Consider the following 16,281-nt stretch of genomic DNA (forward strand, 5'->3'; position numbering starts at 1 on the left):
GACTGGGCCACGTAATCGGCTCACGGAGAGGTGCGACGCATGAACGCTGCGGAGAAGACCGACGAGTACGACCTGATCGTGTTGGGCGGTGGTCCGGTGGGCGAGAACGTCGCCGACCGTGCCGTGCAGGGCGGGCTCACCGCGATCATCGTGGAGAGCGAGCTCGTCGGAGGTGAATGCTCCTACTGGGCGTGCATGCCGTCGAAGGCGCTGCTGCGTTCGGCGCAGGCGCTCCGGGCCGCACAGCACGTGGGCGGGTCTTCGCAGGCGGTGACCGGAAAGCTCGACGTGCGGGCTGTGTTCGACCGCCGCGACTCGTTCACGAGCAACTGGTCGGACGACGGCCAGGTGAAGTGGCTCGACTCGGCCGGCATCGACCTCGCGCGTGGACACGGCCGCATCACGGGCGAACGCGAGGTGACCGTGACCGATGCCGACGGCGCCGAGCGCGTGCTCACGGCCCGGCACGCTGTCGCCATCAGCACCGGATCGGACGCGGTCATCCCGCCCATCGACGGTCTCCGCGACGCCACCCCGTGGACCAGCCGGGAGGCCACCAGCGCCGAGGAGCTGCCCGACAGCCTGGCCGTCATCGGCGGAGGCGTCGTGGCCGTCGAGATGGCGACCGCCTATGCCGCACTCGGCTCGAAGGTCACGGTGATCGCCCGCAGCGGTCTGCTCGGCGGAATGGAGCCCTTCGCGGGCGAACGCGTCGCCGCGGGCCTCAAGGAGCTCGGCGTCGACGTGCGCACCGGCACGGGCACCACATCCGTGCGCCGCGGCGCGGACGGCGTGACCATCACCCTCGACGGCGGCGAGGAGATCACCGCGACCGAGGTGCTCGCCGCGACGGGTCGCTCGCCCCGAAGCGGTGACATCGGCCTCGACGTCGTGGGCCTGGAACCCGGTCGCTGGATCGACGTCGACGACACGCTCCGCGTCCCCGGATCCGACTGGCTCTACGCGGTCGGCGACGTCAACGGTCGCGTGCTCCTCACGCACCAGGGCAAGTACCAGGCGCGCGCTGCCGGCGATGTGATCGTCGCCCGTGCCAAGGGCGAAGACGTCGACGACGCCCCGTGGGGTCGTCACGTCGCGACCGCCGATCAGGCCGCCGTCCCGCAGGTCACGTTCTCGATCCCCGAGGTCGGATCGGTGGGACTCACCGAGGCTCAGGCGACGAAGGCCGGCATCGCGGTGAAGGCCGTCGACTACGACCTGGGCTGGGTCGCCGGCGCGAGCCTCTATGAAGACGGCTTCGAAGGCCAGGCGCGACTCGTGGTCGACACCGATCGCGACGTCGTGATCGGTGCGACGTTCGTCGGGCCCGAGGTGGCGGAGCTGGTGCACGCGGCGACCGTGGCGATCGTTGGCGAGGTCCCCATCGCCCGCCTCTGGCACGCGGTGCCGTCGTACCCCACGATCAGCGAGATCTGGCTGCGACTGCTGGAGGGCTACGGCCGCGACTCCGCCTGATGGACATCAGGGCTTGATCCCGCGATCAGAAGGCAATCCATTCGCACGATCGTGCCGAACAGGATCCGGATTGTTTCCCACATTGACGACCGCGGCGCAACCCTCACCCGCGATGTCGCACCCGTCTTATACGCTCATACCCACATCCGAGGAGGCAGGACCATGAAGGCTGTACTCGCAGGAACCGTCATCGCCGAAGCTGACGAGAGCGATCTCGCCCGCATCGAGGGGAACTGGTACTTCCCGCCGGCGTCCATCACGCCCGGAGCGCTCGTCGAGAGCCCCACGCCCTACACCTGTCCGTGGAAGGGCGAGGCTCAGTACTACTCGGTGCAGACCGACGGCGAGCTCCACACCGACTACGCGTGGTCGTATCCGAACCCCTATCCCTCCGCCTTCGATCGGGTGGGCAAGGACTTCTCCGGGTTCGTGGCCTTCGATCCCCGTGTCGAAGTCGGCCCGTAGGCATCTGAAGAGCCCGTAGGCACCACAAGAGCACAGACTCGTCCGCTCGCACATCGATCGACCGACTGGAGACCAGCCCATGATCGAGTTCCGCAACGTCACCAAGCGCTTCCCCGGCGGCGCCCTCGCCGTCGACGACTTCAGCCTCGTGCTGCCCTCGCGCAAGACGACGGTGTTCGTCGGTTCGTCCGGCTGCGGCAAGACCACTCTGCTCCGCATGATCAACCGCATGGTCGAGCCGACTTCCGGCGAGGTCGAGATCGACGGCGAGAGCGTGCTCCAGGGAGACCCGGTGGCCCTGCGCCGACGCATCGGCTACGTGATGCAGAACTCCGGCCTCATGCCGCATTTCACGGTCATCGACAACGTCGCCACGGTGCTGCGCCTGACCGGAGTGAAGAAGGCTGCCGCCCATAAGCGTGCACGGGAACTGCTCGACACGGTCGGCCTCGACCAGGCGCTCGCCGAGCGGTACCCGAGTCAGCTGTCGGGCGGACAGCAGCAGCGCGTCGGTGTGGCCCGCGGCCTCGCGGCCGACCCGAACATCCTGCTCATGGATGAGCCCTTCGGCGCGGTCGACCCCATCGTGCGGGCCGACCTGCAGCAGGAGACCCTGCGGTTGCAGCACGAGCTCGACAAGACGGTGGTGTTCGTCACGCACGACATCGACGAGGCGTTCCTGCTTGGAGACCAGGTCGTCATCCTCGACAAGGGCGCGCGCATCGTGCAGGTCGGCAGCCCCAGCGAGATCATCGAGAACCCTGCGGACGACTTCGTCTCGGCGTTCATCGGCGCCGACCGCGGTCGCCGCGCCCTGCACCTCAAGCAGACTCCCCGCGGCACGGTCGTGGTCGACTCCGAGGGGCGTACTCAGGGGTCGATCGTCGATGTGCCGGATGCGGTGACCGACGCTCTCCTGAGCGAGGAGAGCGTGACGAAGGGCGCTCCGTGAACTGGATCGTCGACAATCTCGGCCTCATCCTCGAGCTGACCGCCATCCACCTGCAGCAGAGTGCGATCGCGATCGTGCTCGGCTTCGTGCTGTCGCTGCCCCTCGGGTGGGTCGCGTGGCGCTACCAGCTGGTGAAGGGGCCGGTCATCGTCCTCACCGGACTGCTCTACACGATCCCCTCGCTCGCGCTGCTGATCCTGCTCCCCTCGGTCGCCGGCTATCCGGCCCGCAGTCCCGTGAACCTCATCATCGGCCTCACGATCTACGCGGTCGCGATCCTCGTGCGGGCCGTGTCCGACGGCCTCGATTCGGTCGACCCCGCCATCCGCCAGTCGGCCACCGCGATGGGCTACGGCGGTTTCCGCCGATTCTGGACGGTCGACTTCCCGCTCGCCGGTCCCGTGGTGCTCGCCGGTCTCCGCGTGGCAGCCGTGAGCACCATCTCCCTCGCCACGGTCGGCATCCTCGTCGGAGTGACCAACCTCGGCTACCTCTTCACCAACGGTCTGCAGCGACGCATCCTCGCCGAGGTCTTCGCCGGAGTGATCGCCGTCGTCGTGATCGCCCTCCTCATCGACCTGTTGCTCATGCTCCTGGGCCGCGCCCTCATGCCCTGGACCCGCGCCACCAAGACGCCGTCCGCGGCGAAGCAGACCGCCGCACTGGGGGCCGCCGCATGAACGTCTTCACGGAAGCCTTCGCCTGGCTCTTCTCCCCCGACCGGTGGGTGGGCACCTATTCGCTGCCGGTCCTGTTCGGCCAGCACATGTACTACACGCTGATCTCGGTGCTGATCGCCGGAGTCATCGCGATACCGCTCGGGTGGCTCATCGGCCACACCGGCAAGGGCCGCGAGATCGCCGTCGCGGTGTCGGGTGCGGCACGCGCCATCCCGTCGTTCGGCCTGATGGTGCTGCTCGTGCTGATCCTGGGCGTGCTGCGGGTGCCCGAGGCCGCGATCATCACGTTCGTGCTCCTCGCGATCCCCTCCCTCCTCGCCGGCGCCTACACCGGGCTCGAGGCCATCGACCGTCGCGTGCTCGACTCCGCGCGATCGATGGGCATGACCGAGTGGCAGGTGTTCTGGAAGGTCGAGGTGCCCCTCGGGCTCCCGCTGCTCGTCGGTGGCATCCGCGCGGCTCTGCTGCAGGTGATCGCCACGGTCACCATCGCCGCGTACGTGAACCTCGGCGGTCTCGGCTGGCCGATCATCCAGGGCATCCCCCTGCGCAAGTTCGACCAGGTGCTCGGCGGCGCGATCCTCGTGGCCGTGCTCGCGCTGGTCGTCGACCTGATCTTCGCCCTCCTCCAGCACGCTGCCGTTCCCGCGGGGCTGCGCGCGCCGACCACGAAGCGCCGCTCCCGCGTGGCCGCCACACCGGCACCGGCCACTGCCTGACACGCACCACACCTCCCACAGCCGAACACCGTTCCACAGCCTCACCCCCGTTGTCCCAGAGAAGAGGAAGTCCCATGTTCACAGCACGGAAGTCACGTCTCGCCCTCGCCGGTGGAGCCGCGCTCGCCGCGGTGCTCGTCCTCGGCGGTTGCGCGAACAGCAACCCGCTCGACGCCCCGAGCGAAGGATCGAGCTCCGGTGACGACACCATCGTCATCGGCTCGCAGGCCTACTACTCGAACGAGATCATCGCCGAGATCTACGCCCAGGCGCTCGAGGGTGCGGGCTTCGACGTCGACCGCCAGTTCAGCATCGGTCAGCGCGACGCCTACATGCCCGACGTCGAGTCCGGCGCGATCGACCTGTTCCCCGAGTACACGGGCAACCTGCTCGAATACCTCGACAAGGACGCGACCGCCACGAGCCCGGACGACGTGTACGCGGCACTGAAGGACGCGCTCCCCGATGGCCTGACCGCTCTCGACTACGCCGAAGCCTCCGACCAGGACACCTACACGGTGCTCAAGAGCTTCGCCGAGGAGAACGGCCTCACCTCGATCGGCGACCTCTCCAAGGTGACCACCCCGGTCACGATCGGCGCCGCACCGGAGTTCGAGCAGCGCCCCTACGGCCCCGCGAAGGCCAAGGAGGTCTACGGTGTCGACCTCGGCTTCTCCGCGACCGGCCCGACCACGCTGGAGTCCCTGCTCGCCGGTGAGATCCAGGTGGCGGACATCTACTCGGCCGACCCGGCGTTCCAGACCGAGGACATCGTCGCGCTCGAAGACCCGGAGAACATCATCCTGGCCTCGAACGTCGTGCCGATCGCATCGAGCGATGTCGCCGACGAGATCTCCGACACGATCAACGCGGTCAGCAAGAAGCTCACCGCTGAGGAGCTCGTCGCTCTCAACGTGCAGAGCACGGTCGACCAGAAGTCGGCGGAGGACATCGCCAAGAAGTGGTTGTCCGACAACGACCTCAGCTGAGTCGCACAGACAGGAGCGCCCGGACCCGCACAGGGTCCGGGCGCTTCGTCGTTGGGGGCGGGGGTCAGATCCTGGCGTCCTGCTTCGGTACGAGGACCTGCTTGATGATGATGAGGATCGATGCGGTCACCGGCACCGCCACCAGGGCACCGAGCAGACCGAGCAGGGTGCCTCCGGCCAGGGCGCCGATCACGACCAGCGAACCGGGGACCGACACCGCCTTGTTCATCACGCGCGGGGTGATCACGTACGCCTCGATCTGCATGTAGACGAGGTAGATCGCCGCGAAGACCAGGGCGGCGATCGGGTTGGTGAACAGCGCGAGGCAGGTGCCGAGGATCCAGAAGAGCACGGAGCCGACCAGCGGGATCAGCGTGATGCAGAAGGCGATCGCTGCCATCAGCGGCGGGAACGGCAGTCCGAGGAACAGGTACAGCAGGAAGGCCAGCGTCGCGTTGCAGAACGCCAGGATCACCATCCCCATCACATAACCGCCCACCGAGTCGGTGATCTGGTCGGCGATGTCTCCGGCGCGAGCCCGGTCGCGGGCCGGAGCGAGACGCAGCATCCCCTGCTTCATGGTGGGGAGCGACGCGAGGAAGTACAGCGTGAGGACGAGCACGACGATGGCGCCGGAGATGCTGGTGGCGATCGAGGCGCCGACGGCGAGGGCGCCGCCGCCGATCGTGGCCAGGTTGCCGAAGTCGGTCAGGAACGACTGCACCTGGGCGACGAGGTCCTGGAACTGATCGCCGAACTGCGCTTCCAGGGTTCCGTAGATGTCGCTGTGTGTGAAGTCCTTGATCATGCCGGGCACGGACTGCACGAAGCTCACGATCTGATCGATCACCACGGGGACGATCATCCAGATCACCAGGGCGAACACGACGATGAGGGCGAGGATCGTGATGACGACCGAGATGACGCGGGAGAGACCGCGGCGCTCCAGGAACCGCACGGCAGGGTCGAGTCCGAGCGCACCGAACAGCGCCAGCGCGATGTAGATCAGCACCGTGGACAGGTTCGACAGCGCGAGACCGATCACGATCGCGCCCAGGCCACCGAGAGTCACCAGGAACCCGAACACGAACGGACGGTCGATGCGCGTCCAGAAGGAGCGGCTCGGCGTCGTCGGCTCGATCACGACCGGACGAGGCGAGTCGGCCGCCGACGCGATCACTGCGGCGGCGGGTGCGCCCTCGTCGTGCGGCGCGGATTCCGGCGACTCTTCGTTGTTCATGTGCTCACGATAGCGGTGGCCCGGATCGAAACCAGGTTGTCACGCGGCTCTAGAGTAGGGGGCATGACCGCCGCCGAAGACCCGAAGGCCGAACTGCTCCGTCTTCGTGCCACCATCGACAACATCGACGCCGCACTCATCTTCATGCTGGCGGAGCGCTTCCGCGCCACCCAGCAGGTCGGGCATCTGAAAGCGGAGCACGAGATGCCGGCGTCGGACCCGAACCGGGAGGAGCAGCAGGTCGCACGACTGCGCGCACTCGCCGAGGAGGCGCACCTGGATCCGGAGTTCGCGGAGAAGTGGTTCAACTTCGTGGTCGCGGAGGTCATCCGTCACCACACCGAAGCGGCCGAGAGCCGCTGAGAAGGAGGTGCCGGACGGGCGACGGTGTGTGCAGCACTCGCCCGTCCGGAGCGTGAGGTTCATTGACCAACTAAGTTCAATGAATAAACTTAGGGAGAGACTACGGATCGCGCGGCGATCTGTCAACAGCTCGCAAGGAGCGAGCCTCGGAATGGGAACACATGCTCAGCACGGATGACGGCCTCGACACCCAGGCGTCCGTTCGGCGTGCGAACCTGCGGCGGGCACTGCAGCTGGTCTTCCGGAACCCGGGCACGCAGACGCGAGCGGGCATTGCGCGCTCGACCGGTCTGACCGCCGCCACCGCGTCTTCGCTGGTGGCCGAGCTCATCGAGAACCGGCTGATCGTCGAGGGGGAGCAGGCGGCGAGCACCGGCGGCAAGCGGGCGACCACCCTGAGCGTCGACGCGGGACACCACGTGATCCTCGTGCTGGTGATCCAGCCCCGTCATGCCGACATCGCTCTCGTCGCGCTCGACGGCACCGAGGTGGACGGCCGACGCGTGAACTACTCCGTGGAGAACCGCGACAGTACCCTCGACGAGGCCGTGGCCACCGTGGCAGCGGAGTTCGGTGGCCGACTCCTCGCCGCCGGTGTGCAGCTGCCTGGCACAACCGACGGGCGTATGGTGCTCGAGAGCGTGCAGCTGAAGTGGCAGAACGTCCCCCTCGCGGAGCGGTTCGAGCGGGTGCTCGGTGCACCGGTGCTGCTGATCAACGACGTCGACGCTGAGGCCATCGCCGAAGCCGGCATGGAGGAGTCGCCGTCCGGCTACCGGATCTTCATCCACCTCGGTGGCGGCGTCGGTGCGGCCGTCACCCTCGACGGCGAGCTGGCACCGGGGCCGCGCGACCGTGCGGGTGAGATCGGGCACGTGCAGGTCGTGTTCGGCGAGGCGGCCCGTGCGTGCAGATGCGGTCAGCGCGGATGCCTCGAGTCGGCCGCAGCCCTGGGTGCGATGCTGGGCGAGGAGTTCTCCGATGCCATGGACGCGTCCGAGATCCGTGCGCTCGCCGCGCAGGCCGACCAAGAACAGCTCGACGAGGGCGCACGTGCGCTGGCCAGGGCGGTCAAGCTCATCAGCGCTCTGCTCGATCCGATCGAGGTGGTCATCGGCGGACCAGCGACCGAGCTCGGACCGCGCTTCCTCGACAGGGTACGGGAAGAGACCGAGTATCCCGCTCGCGGGACCGCCCAGGTGCCGGTCCGCTACGCCGACCCTCGTGCGTCGCTCGCGGCCGGGGCGGCGCAAGCAGCCTTGACCGGTGCGCTCGGTGTGCGCTGGAACCCCGAGCAGCTGCGCGCCGCGTCCCCCGCGAACCCCTGACACCCGGCGCCTTCGCATCCGGATGGCAGGAGTTCGGAGAGACGTCTACTTCACGCTGCCGGCGGTCAATCCGCCGACGAGGCGCTTCTCGATGAGCATGAACAGGATGACCACGGGCAGGATCGCGACGATCGAGACGCCGAACACATACTGCCAGCTGGTCTCGTACTGACCGACGAACTTGGTCAGGGCGACCGACAGCGGCTGGTTCTTGTCGGTCGACAGGATCACGAGCGAGGCGGCGAACTCGTTCCAGCACGCGACGAACGTGAAGACGATCGCGGTGACGATGCCCGGCCAGACCAGCGGCAGGTTGATCTTGAACAGCACGGTGAAGCGTCCGGCACCGTCGATCTGGGCGGCCTCGTCGACCTCCTTGGGGATGCCTGCGAAGAAGGAGTGCATGATCCACACCGCGAACGACAGGTTGAACGCCGCGTTGATGAAGATCATCGCCATCCAGGTGTCGCCGAGTCCGAGAACGGTGAACTGGCGGAACAAGCCGGAGGTGAGCACGGCCGGCTGCAGCATCTGCGTGACGATAACGAGGAACAGGAACACCATGCGGCCGGGGAACTTGAAGCGTGCCGTGTAGTACGCCGCCGGGAGCGACACCAGCAGCACGAGCAGCGTCGCGAACACGGCGATGACGATGGTCGAGATGAGGTTGTACGGCAGGGGGGTCTCGGGGGTGGACCACATCGAGATGTAGTTCTCCCAGTGCCACTCGGTCGGGAGGTAGGTGGGATCGACCGACCGGATCTGCGCCTTGGTCTTCACAGAGCCGAAGAACATGATCAGGTACGGCAGCACGAAGATCGCGAGCACCAGGAACCCGGCGACGGTGCGCAGGATCACGCGGGGCAGCGTCACCTGGTCTTCGGTGTAGCGGCGCTTGCGTCCGGGGGTCGGAGGTGTGGTGCGGCGGCCGCGGCCTCCCGCGGTGGTCACGAGCTCGGTCTCGGTCACGGTCACGATCAGACCTCCTTCATGGGCTTGACGATCTTCACGTACGCCGCGACGATCACGATGACGATGAGGAACGCCACCACGGAGAGGGCGCTCGCGACGTCGACCTTCTTCTGCAGCTCGATGTACTTGAAGATCAAGGTCATGATCGTGTCGGCGCCGTAACCCGGGATCGACCCGGTCATCACCTTCAGGATCGGCAGCGAGTTGAACACGTTGATGATGTTGATGAGGATCGCCACGGCCAGGGCGCTGCGCAGCTGGGGCAGCACGATCGACCAGTAGGTGCGCGCGGGCCCGGCGCCGTCCATCTTCGCGGCTTCGATCGCATCGGCCGGGACCGACTGGAGACCGGCGAGGATCGTGTACGTGGTGAAGGGGAGCGACACGAAGATCGCGATCACGATCGACCAGGTGAACGCGGTCGCGGGGTTCTTCGTCCAGCCGTAGCCCACCGCGTCGTCGGAGAGTCCGATGTCGTAGAGGAACTTGTTGAAGATGCCGAAGTACGGCTCGAGGCTGTAGTAGAACACCATGGTCGTCATCACGACGGAGGCGGCCCACGGCACGATCACGGCCATGCGCACGAGCTGGCGCCCGGGGAAGGCCTTGTTCAGGATCTGCGCCAGACCGAGCGAGATCACCACCGTGAGGGTCACCACCGCGACCACCCACACGATCGTGCGGAAGAAGATCGGCCAGAACTCGGTGAAGGTGAAGACCGTCACGAAGTTGTCGAAGCCCACCGAGCCCTTGTCGAGGCCCGACAGGGAGATGTCACGCGTGGAGTTGAAGAACATCACCCCGGCGGGGAACAGCACCACGCCGAAGATGAGAAGCAACGCCGGTGCGATCCAGGGCAGCGCCTGGAGGAGGTCCTTTCCGCCCGGCCTGCCACGCGTGGCATCCGGGGTCTTCGGAGTGCGGGGGCGGCTGTTCGCCGCCCCCGCGAGGTTCGAGGACTCTGTCTTCTGGCTCATTCGGGTACCCGAACCTCTCCGATCAGCGGGCTCAGCCCGCGTCGACCTGTGCCTGGATCTCGGTCAGCACGTCCTGCGCCGGCTTCGACTGCAGCTGGCCGAACAGCGACTTGAACGCACCGTCGGCGGCGGACCACTTCGGGTTCGTCGACGGGTAGAACTGCGCGTCGGGCAGCACATCGAGGAACGGCTTGAGAGCCTCCTCGCCGGAGAGCTGCTCGGCGCCGGACTTGGTGACCGGAAGGAAGCCCTCGGCCTGCACCCACGGCACGTACACGTCTGCCGAGTAGTAGTAGTCGAAGAACCTGGTGATCGCCTCCTTCTTGTCACCGTCGTTCTGGAAGGCCATCAGCTGGTCCATGACGCCGAGCGTGAACGGCGAGCCGTCCTTCGTCGGGATCGGGACGATGGAGTAGTCCAGGTCGGGGTTGCTCTCCTCGATCTGGCCGACCGTCGGCGGGAGACCGACCTGCATGCCGATCTTGCCCTGGATGAAGATGTCCATCAGCGGGGAGCGCTGGGTGGAGCCGGGGTCGGCCTGCGTCGCACCGGCGTCGATCATCTTCTTGATCTGCTCGGCTCCGACCAGATTCTCCGGGGTGTCGATCGTGATCTCCGACGCGTCGCCGAACGATCCGCCGCCGCCCCACAGCCACACGGCGGCCTCGGCCTGAGCCTCTTCCGATCCGAGCGGCATGCCGTATCCGGCGACTCCGCCCCCGAGCGCGGAGACCTTGGTCGCGGCGTCCAGCAGCGAATCCCAGTCGGTGGGCGCCTCGACACCGGCCTGGGAGAGGAGCGCGTTGTTGACGAACAGGGCCCGAGCCGAGGCGATCAGCGGCAGGGCGTACGCAGTGCCGTCGACCTCGGCGTTCTTGAGGAACGACTCCTGGAAGTCCGAGTAGGTGTCGTCCGAGACGACATCCTTCGTCGGGTAGAGCAGCTCGTCGCCGACGAAGCCCGCGAACGGGCCGCCGTTGTAGATGTCCGGTGCCTCGCCGGCCTGGATCTTGGTGGAGACGACCTTCTCGAGGTTGTCCCACGACTGCACCTCGAGCTTGACCTTGATGTCGGGGTTCGCCTTCTCGAACCCGTCGATCACGGTCTCCCAGTTGGCCTTGGTGCCGTCGGAGTAGCTCGGGACGAGGAGGTCGAGCGTGGTCGATCCTTCCGCGTCGCCGCTGTCGCCGGAAGAACCGCCGAACCCGCACGAAGCGAGCGAGAGCGTGGCGACGGCCGCGATGGCGGCGGCGCCGAACCGCAGTGACTTCTTCATGTGTATTGCATTCCTCACTGTGATGTCCGAACCCTCGGCGGCGGGGCCGCGTCGGGAGGGGGTGTGGTGCACAGTCGCAAGCACATCACGCGACAGTGCGTGGGTGACCGCTTCGCCGGGAGGCAACCGCGATCGTTCAAGCCGGGGCTCGGGTGGAACTTGTCCGATTATTTGTCAGGAGAACAAACAAATCAAGGTAAAGCTGTTGACGACTCGATTCGACGCCATACTATGATCGAATCAAGCTTGAAACGATCACAAGTATGCAACATATCGCCAGAAAGGCACCTCGATGACCGAATCGCTGCCCGGCGCACACATGCGCGAAGAGCTCAACTCCCAGCCCGAGATGTGGACTCGGGCCGCAGACCTGAAGGCCGAGCAGGCGCTGCTCCCCGCTTCCGGTGCCCGGATCGCCGTCGTGGGCTGCGGCACCTCGTGGTTCATGGCGCAGTCGTACGCGGCGCTGCGCGAGTCCGCCGGCCACGGTGAGACCGACGCGTACGCGGCATCCGAGGCCTTCCTCGATCGCGGGTACGACGCCGTCGTCGCCCTGACCCGCTCCGGGACCACCAGCGAGGTGCTCGAGCTCGTCGAGCGCATCAAGGGCCGCATCCCCACGGTCGGCGTGATCGGAGACCCGGATTCTCCGCTCGTCTCTCTGGTCGACGACGCCGTGCTGCTGCCGTTCGCCGACGAGAAGTCGGTGGTGCAGACCCGTTTCGCCACCACGGCACTCGCTCTCTTCCGCGCCTCGCTCGGTGAGGACCTCTCCGGCGCCATCGCCGATGCCGAGGCCGTGCTCGCCGAGGACGGCGACGACGAGCTGCGCGACGCGGAGCAGTACACGTTCCTCGGTCGCGGCTGGACCATCGGCCTCGCCCACGAGGCTGCGCTGAAGCTGCGCGAGTCCTCGCAGTCGTGGACGGAGGCGTACCCGTCGATGGACTACCGCCATGGTCCGATCGCGATTGCCGCCCCCGGCCGCGTCACCTGGCAGTTCGGTGAGGCACCCGAGGGCCTCTCGGCGCAGGTCGAGGCCACCGGCGCCCGGTTCGAGCAGCGGGCGATCGACCCGCTCGCCGACCTCGTGCGCCTGCACCGCACCGCACTCGACCGGGCCGTCGCCCGAGGCCTCGACCCCGATCAGCCCCGCAACCTCACGCGATCCGTCATCCTGGATGCATGACGCAACCCGCCGCCGGAGCAGACCATGACCCGAGCTGACGGGACGACCGACGTCGCCGACGTCCCCGATGTCGAGCGGGATGCCGCAGGGGAGAAGCTCGCCGCCGTGCGGACCCTCGGCGGCGGCGCGCCCGTGCTGGCGTTCGACGTGGGCGGCACCGACATCAAGTCGGCCCTGTTCGATGCCGACGGGACCGCTCTCGGACTGCGCCGCACGCCGACGCCGATCGCCGAGGGCGACCGCACGCAGGTGCTCCTCGACCGACTCGAGGTGTTGGCGGGAGAGCTCCGCGCCGCGCACCCCGACGTCGTCCCGCAGGCCATCGGGCTGGTCGTCCCGGGGATCGTCGATGCGGATGCCGGGCTGGGGGTGTTCGCGAGCAACCTCGGATGGCACGACTCCCCGTTGCGCGATCTGGCCGCAGAGCGTCTCGGACTCCCCGTGGCGTTCGATCACGACGTGCGCGCGGCGAGCTGGGCGGAGCGACGACTCGGAGGTGCCCGTGACTACGCCGACGCGGTGGTGCTCGTGATCGGAACCGGGATCGCGGGTGCCCTGCTCGTCGGGGGCGTCCCGTACACCGCGGGAGGATATGCGGGTGAGATCGGGCACTCCCCGATCGCGGACGGGCCGATCTGCGCGTGCGGCGCTCGCGGCTGTCTGGAAGCCGTCGCCTCAGCCGGAGCCATCGCCCGTCGCTATCAGGAGGCGACGGGAATCTCCCCCGAGGGGGCGAAGGACGTGATCGCGCGTGCGGCGGCCGGCGATGAGACCGCTGCGGAGATCTGGAACTCGGCACTCGACGCTCTGACGATGTCGCTGGCTCAGCTCACCGCCGTCGTGGCGCCGGAGGCCGTTGTGATCGGAGGCGGGCTGTCCCGTGCCGGTGGTGCGCTGTTCGACGAGCTGCGCACGCGCTTGGCCGCGCGGCTCAGCTTCCACCGCATTCCCGCTCTGGTCCCGGCCGAGCTCTCCGGCAACGCGGGCCTGCTGGGCGCCGCGCTTCGAGCCAGGGAGCTCACGTGATCCTCACCGTGACCCCCAACCCCGCACTCGATCTCACCTGGCGCGTCGACCGACTCGTCGAAGGGGGAACGCACCGGGCGGACGCCGGAGCGGCGCGCGCGGGTGGCAAAGGGCTCAACGTGGCGCGCGTGGCCCACGCCGAAGGGGCCGACGTGCTCGCGGTCACCACCGTGGGCGGTCGGGTCGGCGAGGAGTTCGCGGAGGAGCTGCGGGCGAGCGGCGTGCCGCACGCTCTGGTGCCCGTCGCCACCGCGACCCGTCGCAGCATCGCGGTGGTCGACGAGGCGCTCGGAGACACCACGATCATCAACGAACGCGGCGTGAATCCGACCGACGTGGAGTGGGCCGCACTGCTCGCCGAGGTGGTCGAACGGCTCGCGGCCACCCGGGTGCTCGTCGTGTCCGGCAGCCTGCCGCCCGGTGCGCCGGAATCGCTGATCCCCATGCTCATCGCAGTGGGAAGAGACGCCGGTGTGCACGTGATCGTCGACACCTCCGGCCCTGCTCTGCTGGTCGCGGCCGACGCCGGAGCAACCGTGCTCAAGCCGAATGCGGCCGAGCTGGTCGAAGCCACCGGCATCGCCGACCCGGTCGCCGGAGCGCGATCCCTCATCGCCCGGGGTGCGGAGCTCGTGCTGCTCTCGCTCGGAGCAGAGGGAATGCTCGCCGTCACCGCGACCGAGCTCGTGCATGCGCGTTTGGACGAACCGCTCTCCGGCAACCCGACGGGTGCGGGCGATGCCGGTGTCGCAGCCTGCGCCGTGCTGTACGCCGCCGGGGTGCGCGACCCCGCGCAGATCCTCCGCCGGGCCACGGCATGGTCCGCCGCCGCGGTGCTCACCCCCCTCGCGGGCGACATCTCCCCGCGCTGGATCGAGCTCGAACAGCAGCTGCGCGTCTCGCACCCCGACCCTGAATCCTTCCGGAAGGACCCCTCGTGACCCTCGTCTCCGCTCGCGACCTCGTCTCCGCGGCATCTGCTGCCGGCACGGGCATCGGCGCGTTCAACGTGATCCACCTCGAGACCGCGGAGGGCTTGGTTCGGGCCGCCGCGCTCGCGCAGCTCCCCGTCATCCTGCAGATCTCCCAGAACTGCGCCGACTATCACGGCGGGCTCGAGCCCATCGCTCTGGCGACTCTCGCGGTCGCACGGCGCGCAGAGACGCCCGTGGCGGTGCACCTCGACCACGCCGAGCGGCCTGAGCTCGTCGACGAGGCCATCGCGCTGGGCTTCGGCTCGGTCATGTTCGACGGCGGTGCTCTGCCCTACGACGACAACGTGGCGCTCACGGCGGCGGTCGCGGCGCGTGCGCACGAGGCCGGCGTGTACGTCGAGGGCGAGCTCGGCGAGGTGGGGGGCAAGGACGGAGCCCACGCGCCGGGTGTGCGCACCGATCCCGACGAGGCGCGGGCATTCGTGGCAGCCACGGGTGTGGATGCTCTCGCGGTCGCGGTGGGCTCTTCGCACGCGATGACCGACCGCACCGCCTCGCTCGACCTCGACCTTATCGGGCGTCTTCACGAGGCTCTCCCCGTGCCGCTGGTGCTGCACGGATCATCCGGTGTCGCGGATGCCGTGATCGCCGATGCCGTGCGTGCCGGCATGACCAAGGTCAACGTCTCGACGCATCTGAACGGCTTCTTCACGCGCGCCGTCCGCGAAAAGCTCGACGCGGACGAGCGCCTGGTCGACTCCCGCAAGTACCTCGCGCCGGCCCGCGATGCTCTCGCGGAGGAAGCCGCGCGCATGCTCCGGTTGTTCGCGCTGCAGACGACGGAAGCCGTGACCTGATGAAGCGGGCCGCCCGGCTGAACGCGATCCTCGACCTGCTGGCCGCGAAGGGCGAGGTGACGGTCGAAGAGCTCGTCGAGCGGTTCGAGGCTTCGTCGGCGACCACGCGTCGCGACCTCGACACTCTCGCAGAGCAGCGCCTGCTCACCCGGACGCACGGCGGTGCGGTGGCGCAGACGGTCGCGTATGAGTTGCCCATCCGCTACAAGAGCCACCTGCGCACGCATGAGAAGGCCAGCATCGCGCAGACCGCCGCCGGCCTGGTCGCGCCCGGCATGGTGGTGGGGCTCTCCGGCGGCACGACCACGACCGCGATCGCCGCCGCCCTCGCCGCACGGGACGACCTCGCGGGGAGCGGTGGCATCACCGTGGTCACCAATGCCGTGAACATCGCTGCCCAGCTCGCCACGCGCCCCGACATCAAGGTGGTCGTCACCGGTGGCGTCATCCACTCGCGCAGCTACGAACTGGTCGGTCCGTTCGTGGAGCAGCTGCTGCGCGGAGTGCGGCTCGACATCGCCTTCATCGGCGTGAACGGGATGGACGCCGCCGCCGGTGCGACCACACAGGACGAGCGCGAGGCGGCGGTGAACCGGATGATGGCCGAACGCGCGCGCCGAGCGGTCGTGGTGACCGACGGCAGCAAGCTCGGCGTCGAGGCGTTCTCGACCGTGGGTGGCGTCGACCTCTTCCCGACCGTCATCACCGACGCTGGAGCCGACACCGAGGTGCTCGCAGCCCTTCGTGGGGCTGGCTACGCGGTGCTGGTCGCCTGACGGGTCTTGGGGGAGTGTCTGGCCTCGGTGCGCGCCTGGCTCGGCGACTTCCTCGAGCTCT

17 protein-coding genes are annotated in these 16,281 nt (G+C 68.2%); 13 read left to right on the forward strand and 4 right to left on the reverse strand.

Translation table 11 applies throughout. The annotated features are described in order from the left end of the window. Nucleotides 1–39: 39 nt before the first annotated feature. From AB4070_RS12710 to AB4070_RS12735, 6 genes are all read left to right on the forward strand, one after another. Nucleotides 40–1,476, forward strand: a complete 1,437-nt coding sequence (locus AB4070_RS12710; RefSeq protein WP_193762149.1) for a dihydrolipoyl dehydrogenase family protein — start codon at nucleotides 40–42, stop codon at nucleotides 1,474–1,476. A gap of 162 nt (nucleotides 1,477–1,638) precedes the next feature. Next, nucleotides 1,639–1,941: a DUF427 domain-containing protein gene (locus tag AB4070_RS12715; protein WP_441980400.1), complete on the forward strand. Its 303-nt coding sequence runs from the start codon at nucleotides 1,639–1,641 to the stop codon at nucleotides 1,939–1,941. A 79-nt stretch (nucleotides 1,942–2,020) separates the two neighbouring features. After that, on the forward strand, nucleotides 2,021–2,893 hold the full coding sequence (locus tag AB4070_RS12720) for an ABC transporter ATP-binding protein (RefSeq protein WP_113681710.1): 873 nt from the start codon (nucleotides 2,021–2,023) through the stop codon (nucleotides 2,891–2,893). Further along, nucleotides 2,890–3,573 carry an ABC transporter permease gene (locus AB4070_RS12725; protein WP_441980401.1) on the forward strand — a complete coding sequence of 228 codons (684 nt, stop codon included), beginning with the start codon at nucleotides 2,890–2,892 and terminating at the stop codon, nucleotides 3,571–3,573. Before AB4070_RS12720 ends, AB4070_RS12725 begins: the two co-directional genes overlap by 4 nt. Further along, nucleotides 3,570–4,292, forward strand: a complete 723-nt coding sequence (locus AB4070_RS12730) for an ABC transporter permease (protein ID WP_441980402.1) — start codon at nucleotides 3,570–3,572, stop codon at nucleotides 4,290–4,292. Before AB4070_RS12725 ends, AB4070_RS12730 begins: the two co-directional genes overlap by 4 nt. Before the next feature lie 74 nt (nucleotides 4,293–4,366). Then, a complete protein-coding gene (locus AB4070_RS12735; protein ID WP_441980403.1) occupies nucleotides 4,367–5,281 on the forward strand; it encodes an ABC transporter substrate-binding protein in 915 nt (304 codons plus the stop codon). Between the two features lie 64 nt (nucleotides 5,282–5,345). Here the strand turns inward: AB4070_RS12735 and AB4070_RS12740 are convergent, their stop codons facing one another. Beyond that, nucleotides 5,346–6,521, reverse strand: a complete 1,176-nt coding sequence (locus AB4070_RS12740; protein WP_441980404.1) for an AI-2E family transporter — start codon at nucleotides 6,519–6,521, stop codon at nucleotides 5,346–5,348. Between the two features lie 63 nt (nucleotides 6,522–6,584). Here AB4070_RS12740 and AB4070_RS12745 point away from each other — a divergent pair, with 63 nt between their 5' ends. After that, nucleotides 6,585–6,884 (forward strand): chorismate mutase, encoded by a 300-nt coding sequence (locus tag AB4070_RS12745; protein ID WP_021200128.1) that lies wholly within the window; start codon nucleotides 6,585–6,587, stop codon nucleotides 6,882–6,884. Nucleotides 6,885–7,045: 161 nt separating this feature from the next. Next, on the forward strand, nucleotides 7,046–8,212 hold the full coding sequence (locus AB4070_RS12750) for an ROK family protein (protein ID WP_441980405.1): 1,167 nt from the start codon (nucleotides 7,046–7,048) through the stop codon (nucleotides 8,210–8,212). 45 nt (nucleotides 8,213–8,257) lie between these two features. Here AB4070_RS12750 and AB4070_RS12755 read toward each other — a convergent pair whose 3' ends face one another. Genes AB4070_RS12755 through AB4070_RS12765 form a run of 3 tightly spaced genes read right to left on the reverse strand, consistent with a single transcriptional unit; the run spans nucleotide 8,258 to nucleotide 11,437 of the window. Continuing rightward, entirely contained in the window at nucleotides 8,258–9,187 is a 930-nt protein-coding gene (locus tag AB4070_RS12755; protein ID WP_171011063.1) for a carbohydrate ABC transporter permease, read from the reverse strand. Nucleotides 9,188–9,189: 2 nt separating this feature from the next. Further along, nucleotides 9,190–10,161, reverse strand: coding sequence for a carbohydrate ABC transporter permease (locus tag AB4070_RS12760; protein ID WP_441980406.1), 972 nt, complete (start codon nucleotides 10,159–10,161; stop codon nucleotides 9,190–9,192). Nucleotides 10,162–10,192: 31 nt separating this feature from the next. Further along, nucleotides 10,193–11,437, reverse strand: a complete 1,245-nt coding sequence (locus AB4070_RS12765; RefSeq protein ID WP_441980407.1) for an extracellular solute-binding protein — start codon at nucleotides 11,435–11,437, stop codon at nucleotides 10,193–10,195. Nucleotides 11,438–11,729: 292 nt separating this feature from the next. Here AB4070_RS12765 and AB4070_RS12770 point away from each other — a divergent pair, with 292 nt between their 5' ends. From AB4070_RS12770 to AB4070_RS12790, 5 genes are read left to right on the forward strand one after another with little or no spacing between them, the layout of a single operon-like run. Beyond that, nucleotides 11,730–12,626 carry an SIS domain-containing protein gene (locus tag AB4070_RS12770; RefSeq protein WP_046748083.1) on the forward strand — a complete coding sequence of 299 codons (897 nt, stop codon included), beginning with the start codon at nucleotides 11,730–11,732 and terminating at the stop codon, nucleotides 12,624–12,626. A gap of 24 nt (nucleotides 12,627–12,650) precedes the next feature. Next, nucleotides 12,651–13,652, forward strand: coding sequence for an ROK family protein (locus tag AB4070_RS12775; RefSeq protein ID WP_441980408.1), 1,002 nt, complete (start codon nucleotides 12,651–12,653; stop codon nucleotides 13,650–13,652). Next, nucleotides 13,649–14,593, forward strand: coding sequence for a 1-phosphofructokinase family hexose kinase (locus AB4070_RS12780; RefSeq protein ID WP_441980409.1), 945 nt, complete (start codon nucleotides 13,649–13,651; stop codon nucleotides 14,591–14,593). Before AB4070_RS12775 ends, AB4070_RS12780 begins: the two co-directional genes overlap by 4 nt. Continuing rightward, nucleotides 14,590–15,444, forward strand: a complete 855-nt coding sequence (locus tag AB4070_RS12785) for a class II fructose-bisphosphate aldolase (protein WP_441980410.1) — start codon at nucleotides 14,590–14,592, stop codon at nucleotides 15,442–15,444. The genes AB4070_RS12780 and AB4070_RS12785 overlap by 4 nt, the downstream gene beginning before the upstream one ends. Further along, a complete protein-coding gene (locus tag AB4070_RS12790; protein WP_441980411.1) occupies nucleotides 15,444–16,220 on the forward strand; it encodes a DeoR/GlpR family DNA-binding transcription regulator in 777 nt (258 codons plus the stop codon). The genes AB4070_RS12785 and AB4070_RS12790 overlap by 1 nt, the downstream gene beginning before the upstream one ends. Nucleotides 16,221–16,281 lie beyond the last annotated feature (61 nt).

Origin of the sequence: Microbacterium sp. 2RAF4 (assembly GCF_052115285.1) — a bacterium.
Lineage (GTDB): Bacteria > Actinomycetota > Actinomycetes > Actinomycetales > Microbacteriaceae > Microbacterium > Microbacterium oxydans.

What these genes read in the sequence shown, in the direction of transcription:
- AB4070_RS12760 (WP_441980406.1), bottom strand. Translation starts at nt 10,161, where the DNA reads ATGAGCCAGAAGACAGAGTCCTCGAACCTCGCGGGGGCGGCGAACAGC.
- AB4070_RS12765 (WP_441980407.1), bottom strand. Translation starts at nt 11,437, where the DNA reads ATGAAGAAGTCACTGCGGTTCGGCGCCGCCGCCATCGCGGCCGTCGCC.
- AB4070_RS12775 (WP_441980408.1), top strand. Translation starts at nt 12,651, where the DNA reads ATGACCCGAGCTGACGGGACGACCGACGTCGCCGACGTCCCCGATGTC.
- AB4070_RS12790 (WP_441980411.1), top strand. Translation starts at nt 15,444, where the DNA reads ATGAAGCGGGCCGCCCGGCTGAACGCGATCCTCGACCTGCTGGCCGCG.
- AB4070_RS12770 (WP_046748083.1), top strand. Translation starts at nt 11,730, where the DNA reads ATGACCGAATCGCTGCCCGGCGCACACATGCGCGAAGAGCTCAACTCC.
- AB4070_RS12720 (WP_113681710.1), top strand. Translation starts at nt 2,021, where the DNA reads ATGATCGAGTTCCGCAACGTCACCAAGCGCTTCCCCGGCGGCGCCCTC.
- AB4070_RS12750 (WP_441980405.1), top strand. Translation starts at nt 7,046, where the DNA reads ATGCTCAGCACGGATGACGGCCTCGACACCCAGGCGTCCGTTCGGCGT.
- AB4070_RS12730 (WP_441980402.1), top strand. Translation starts at nt 3,570, where the DNA reads ATGAACGTCTTCACGGAAGCCTTCGCCTGGCTCTTCTCCCCCGACCGG.
- AB4070_RS12710 (WP_193762149.1), top strand. Translation starts at nt 40, where the DNA reads ATGAACGCTGCGGAGAAGACCGACGAGTACGACCTGATCGTGTTGGGC.
- AB4070_RS12715 (WP_441980400.1), top strand. Translation starts at nt 1,639, where the DNA reads ATGAAGGCTGTACTCGCAGGAACCGTCATCGCCGAAGCTGACGAGAGC.
- AB4070_RS12745 (WP_021200128.1), top strand. Translation starts at nt 6,585, where the DNA reads ATGACCGCCGCCGAAGACCCGAAGGCCGAACTGCTCCGTCTTCGTGCC.
- AB4070_RS12740 (WP_441980404.1), bottom strand. Translation starts at nt 6,521, where the DNA reads ATGAACAACGAAGAGTCGCCGGAATCCGCGCCGCACGACGAGGGCGCA.
- AB4070_RS12735 (WP_441980403.1), top strand. Translation starts at nt 4,367, where the DNA reads ATGTTCACAGCACGGAAGTCACGTCTCGCCCTCGCCGGTGGAGCCGCG.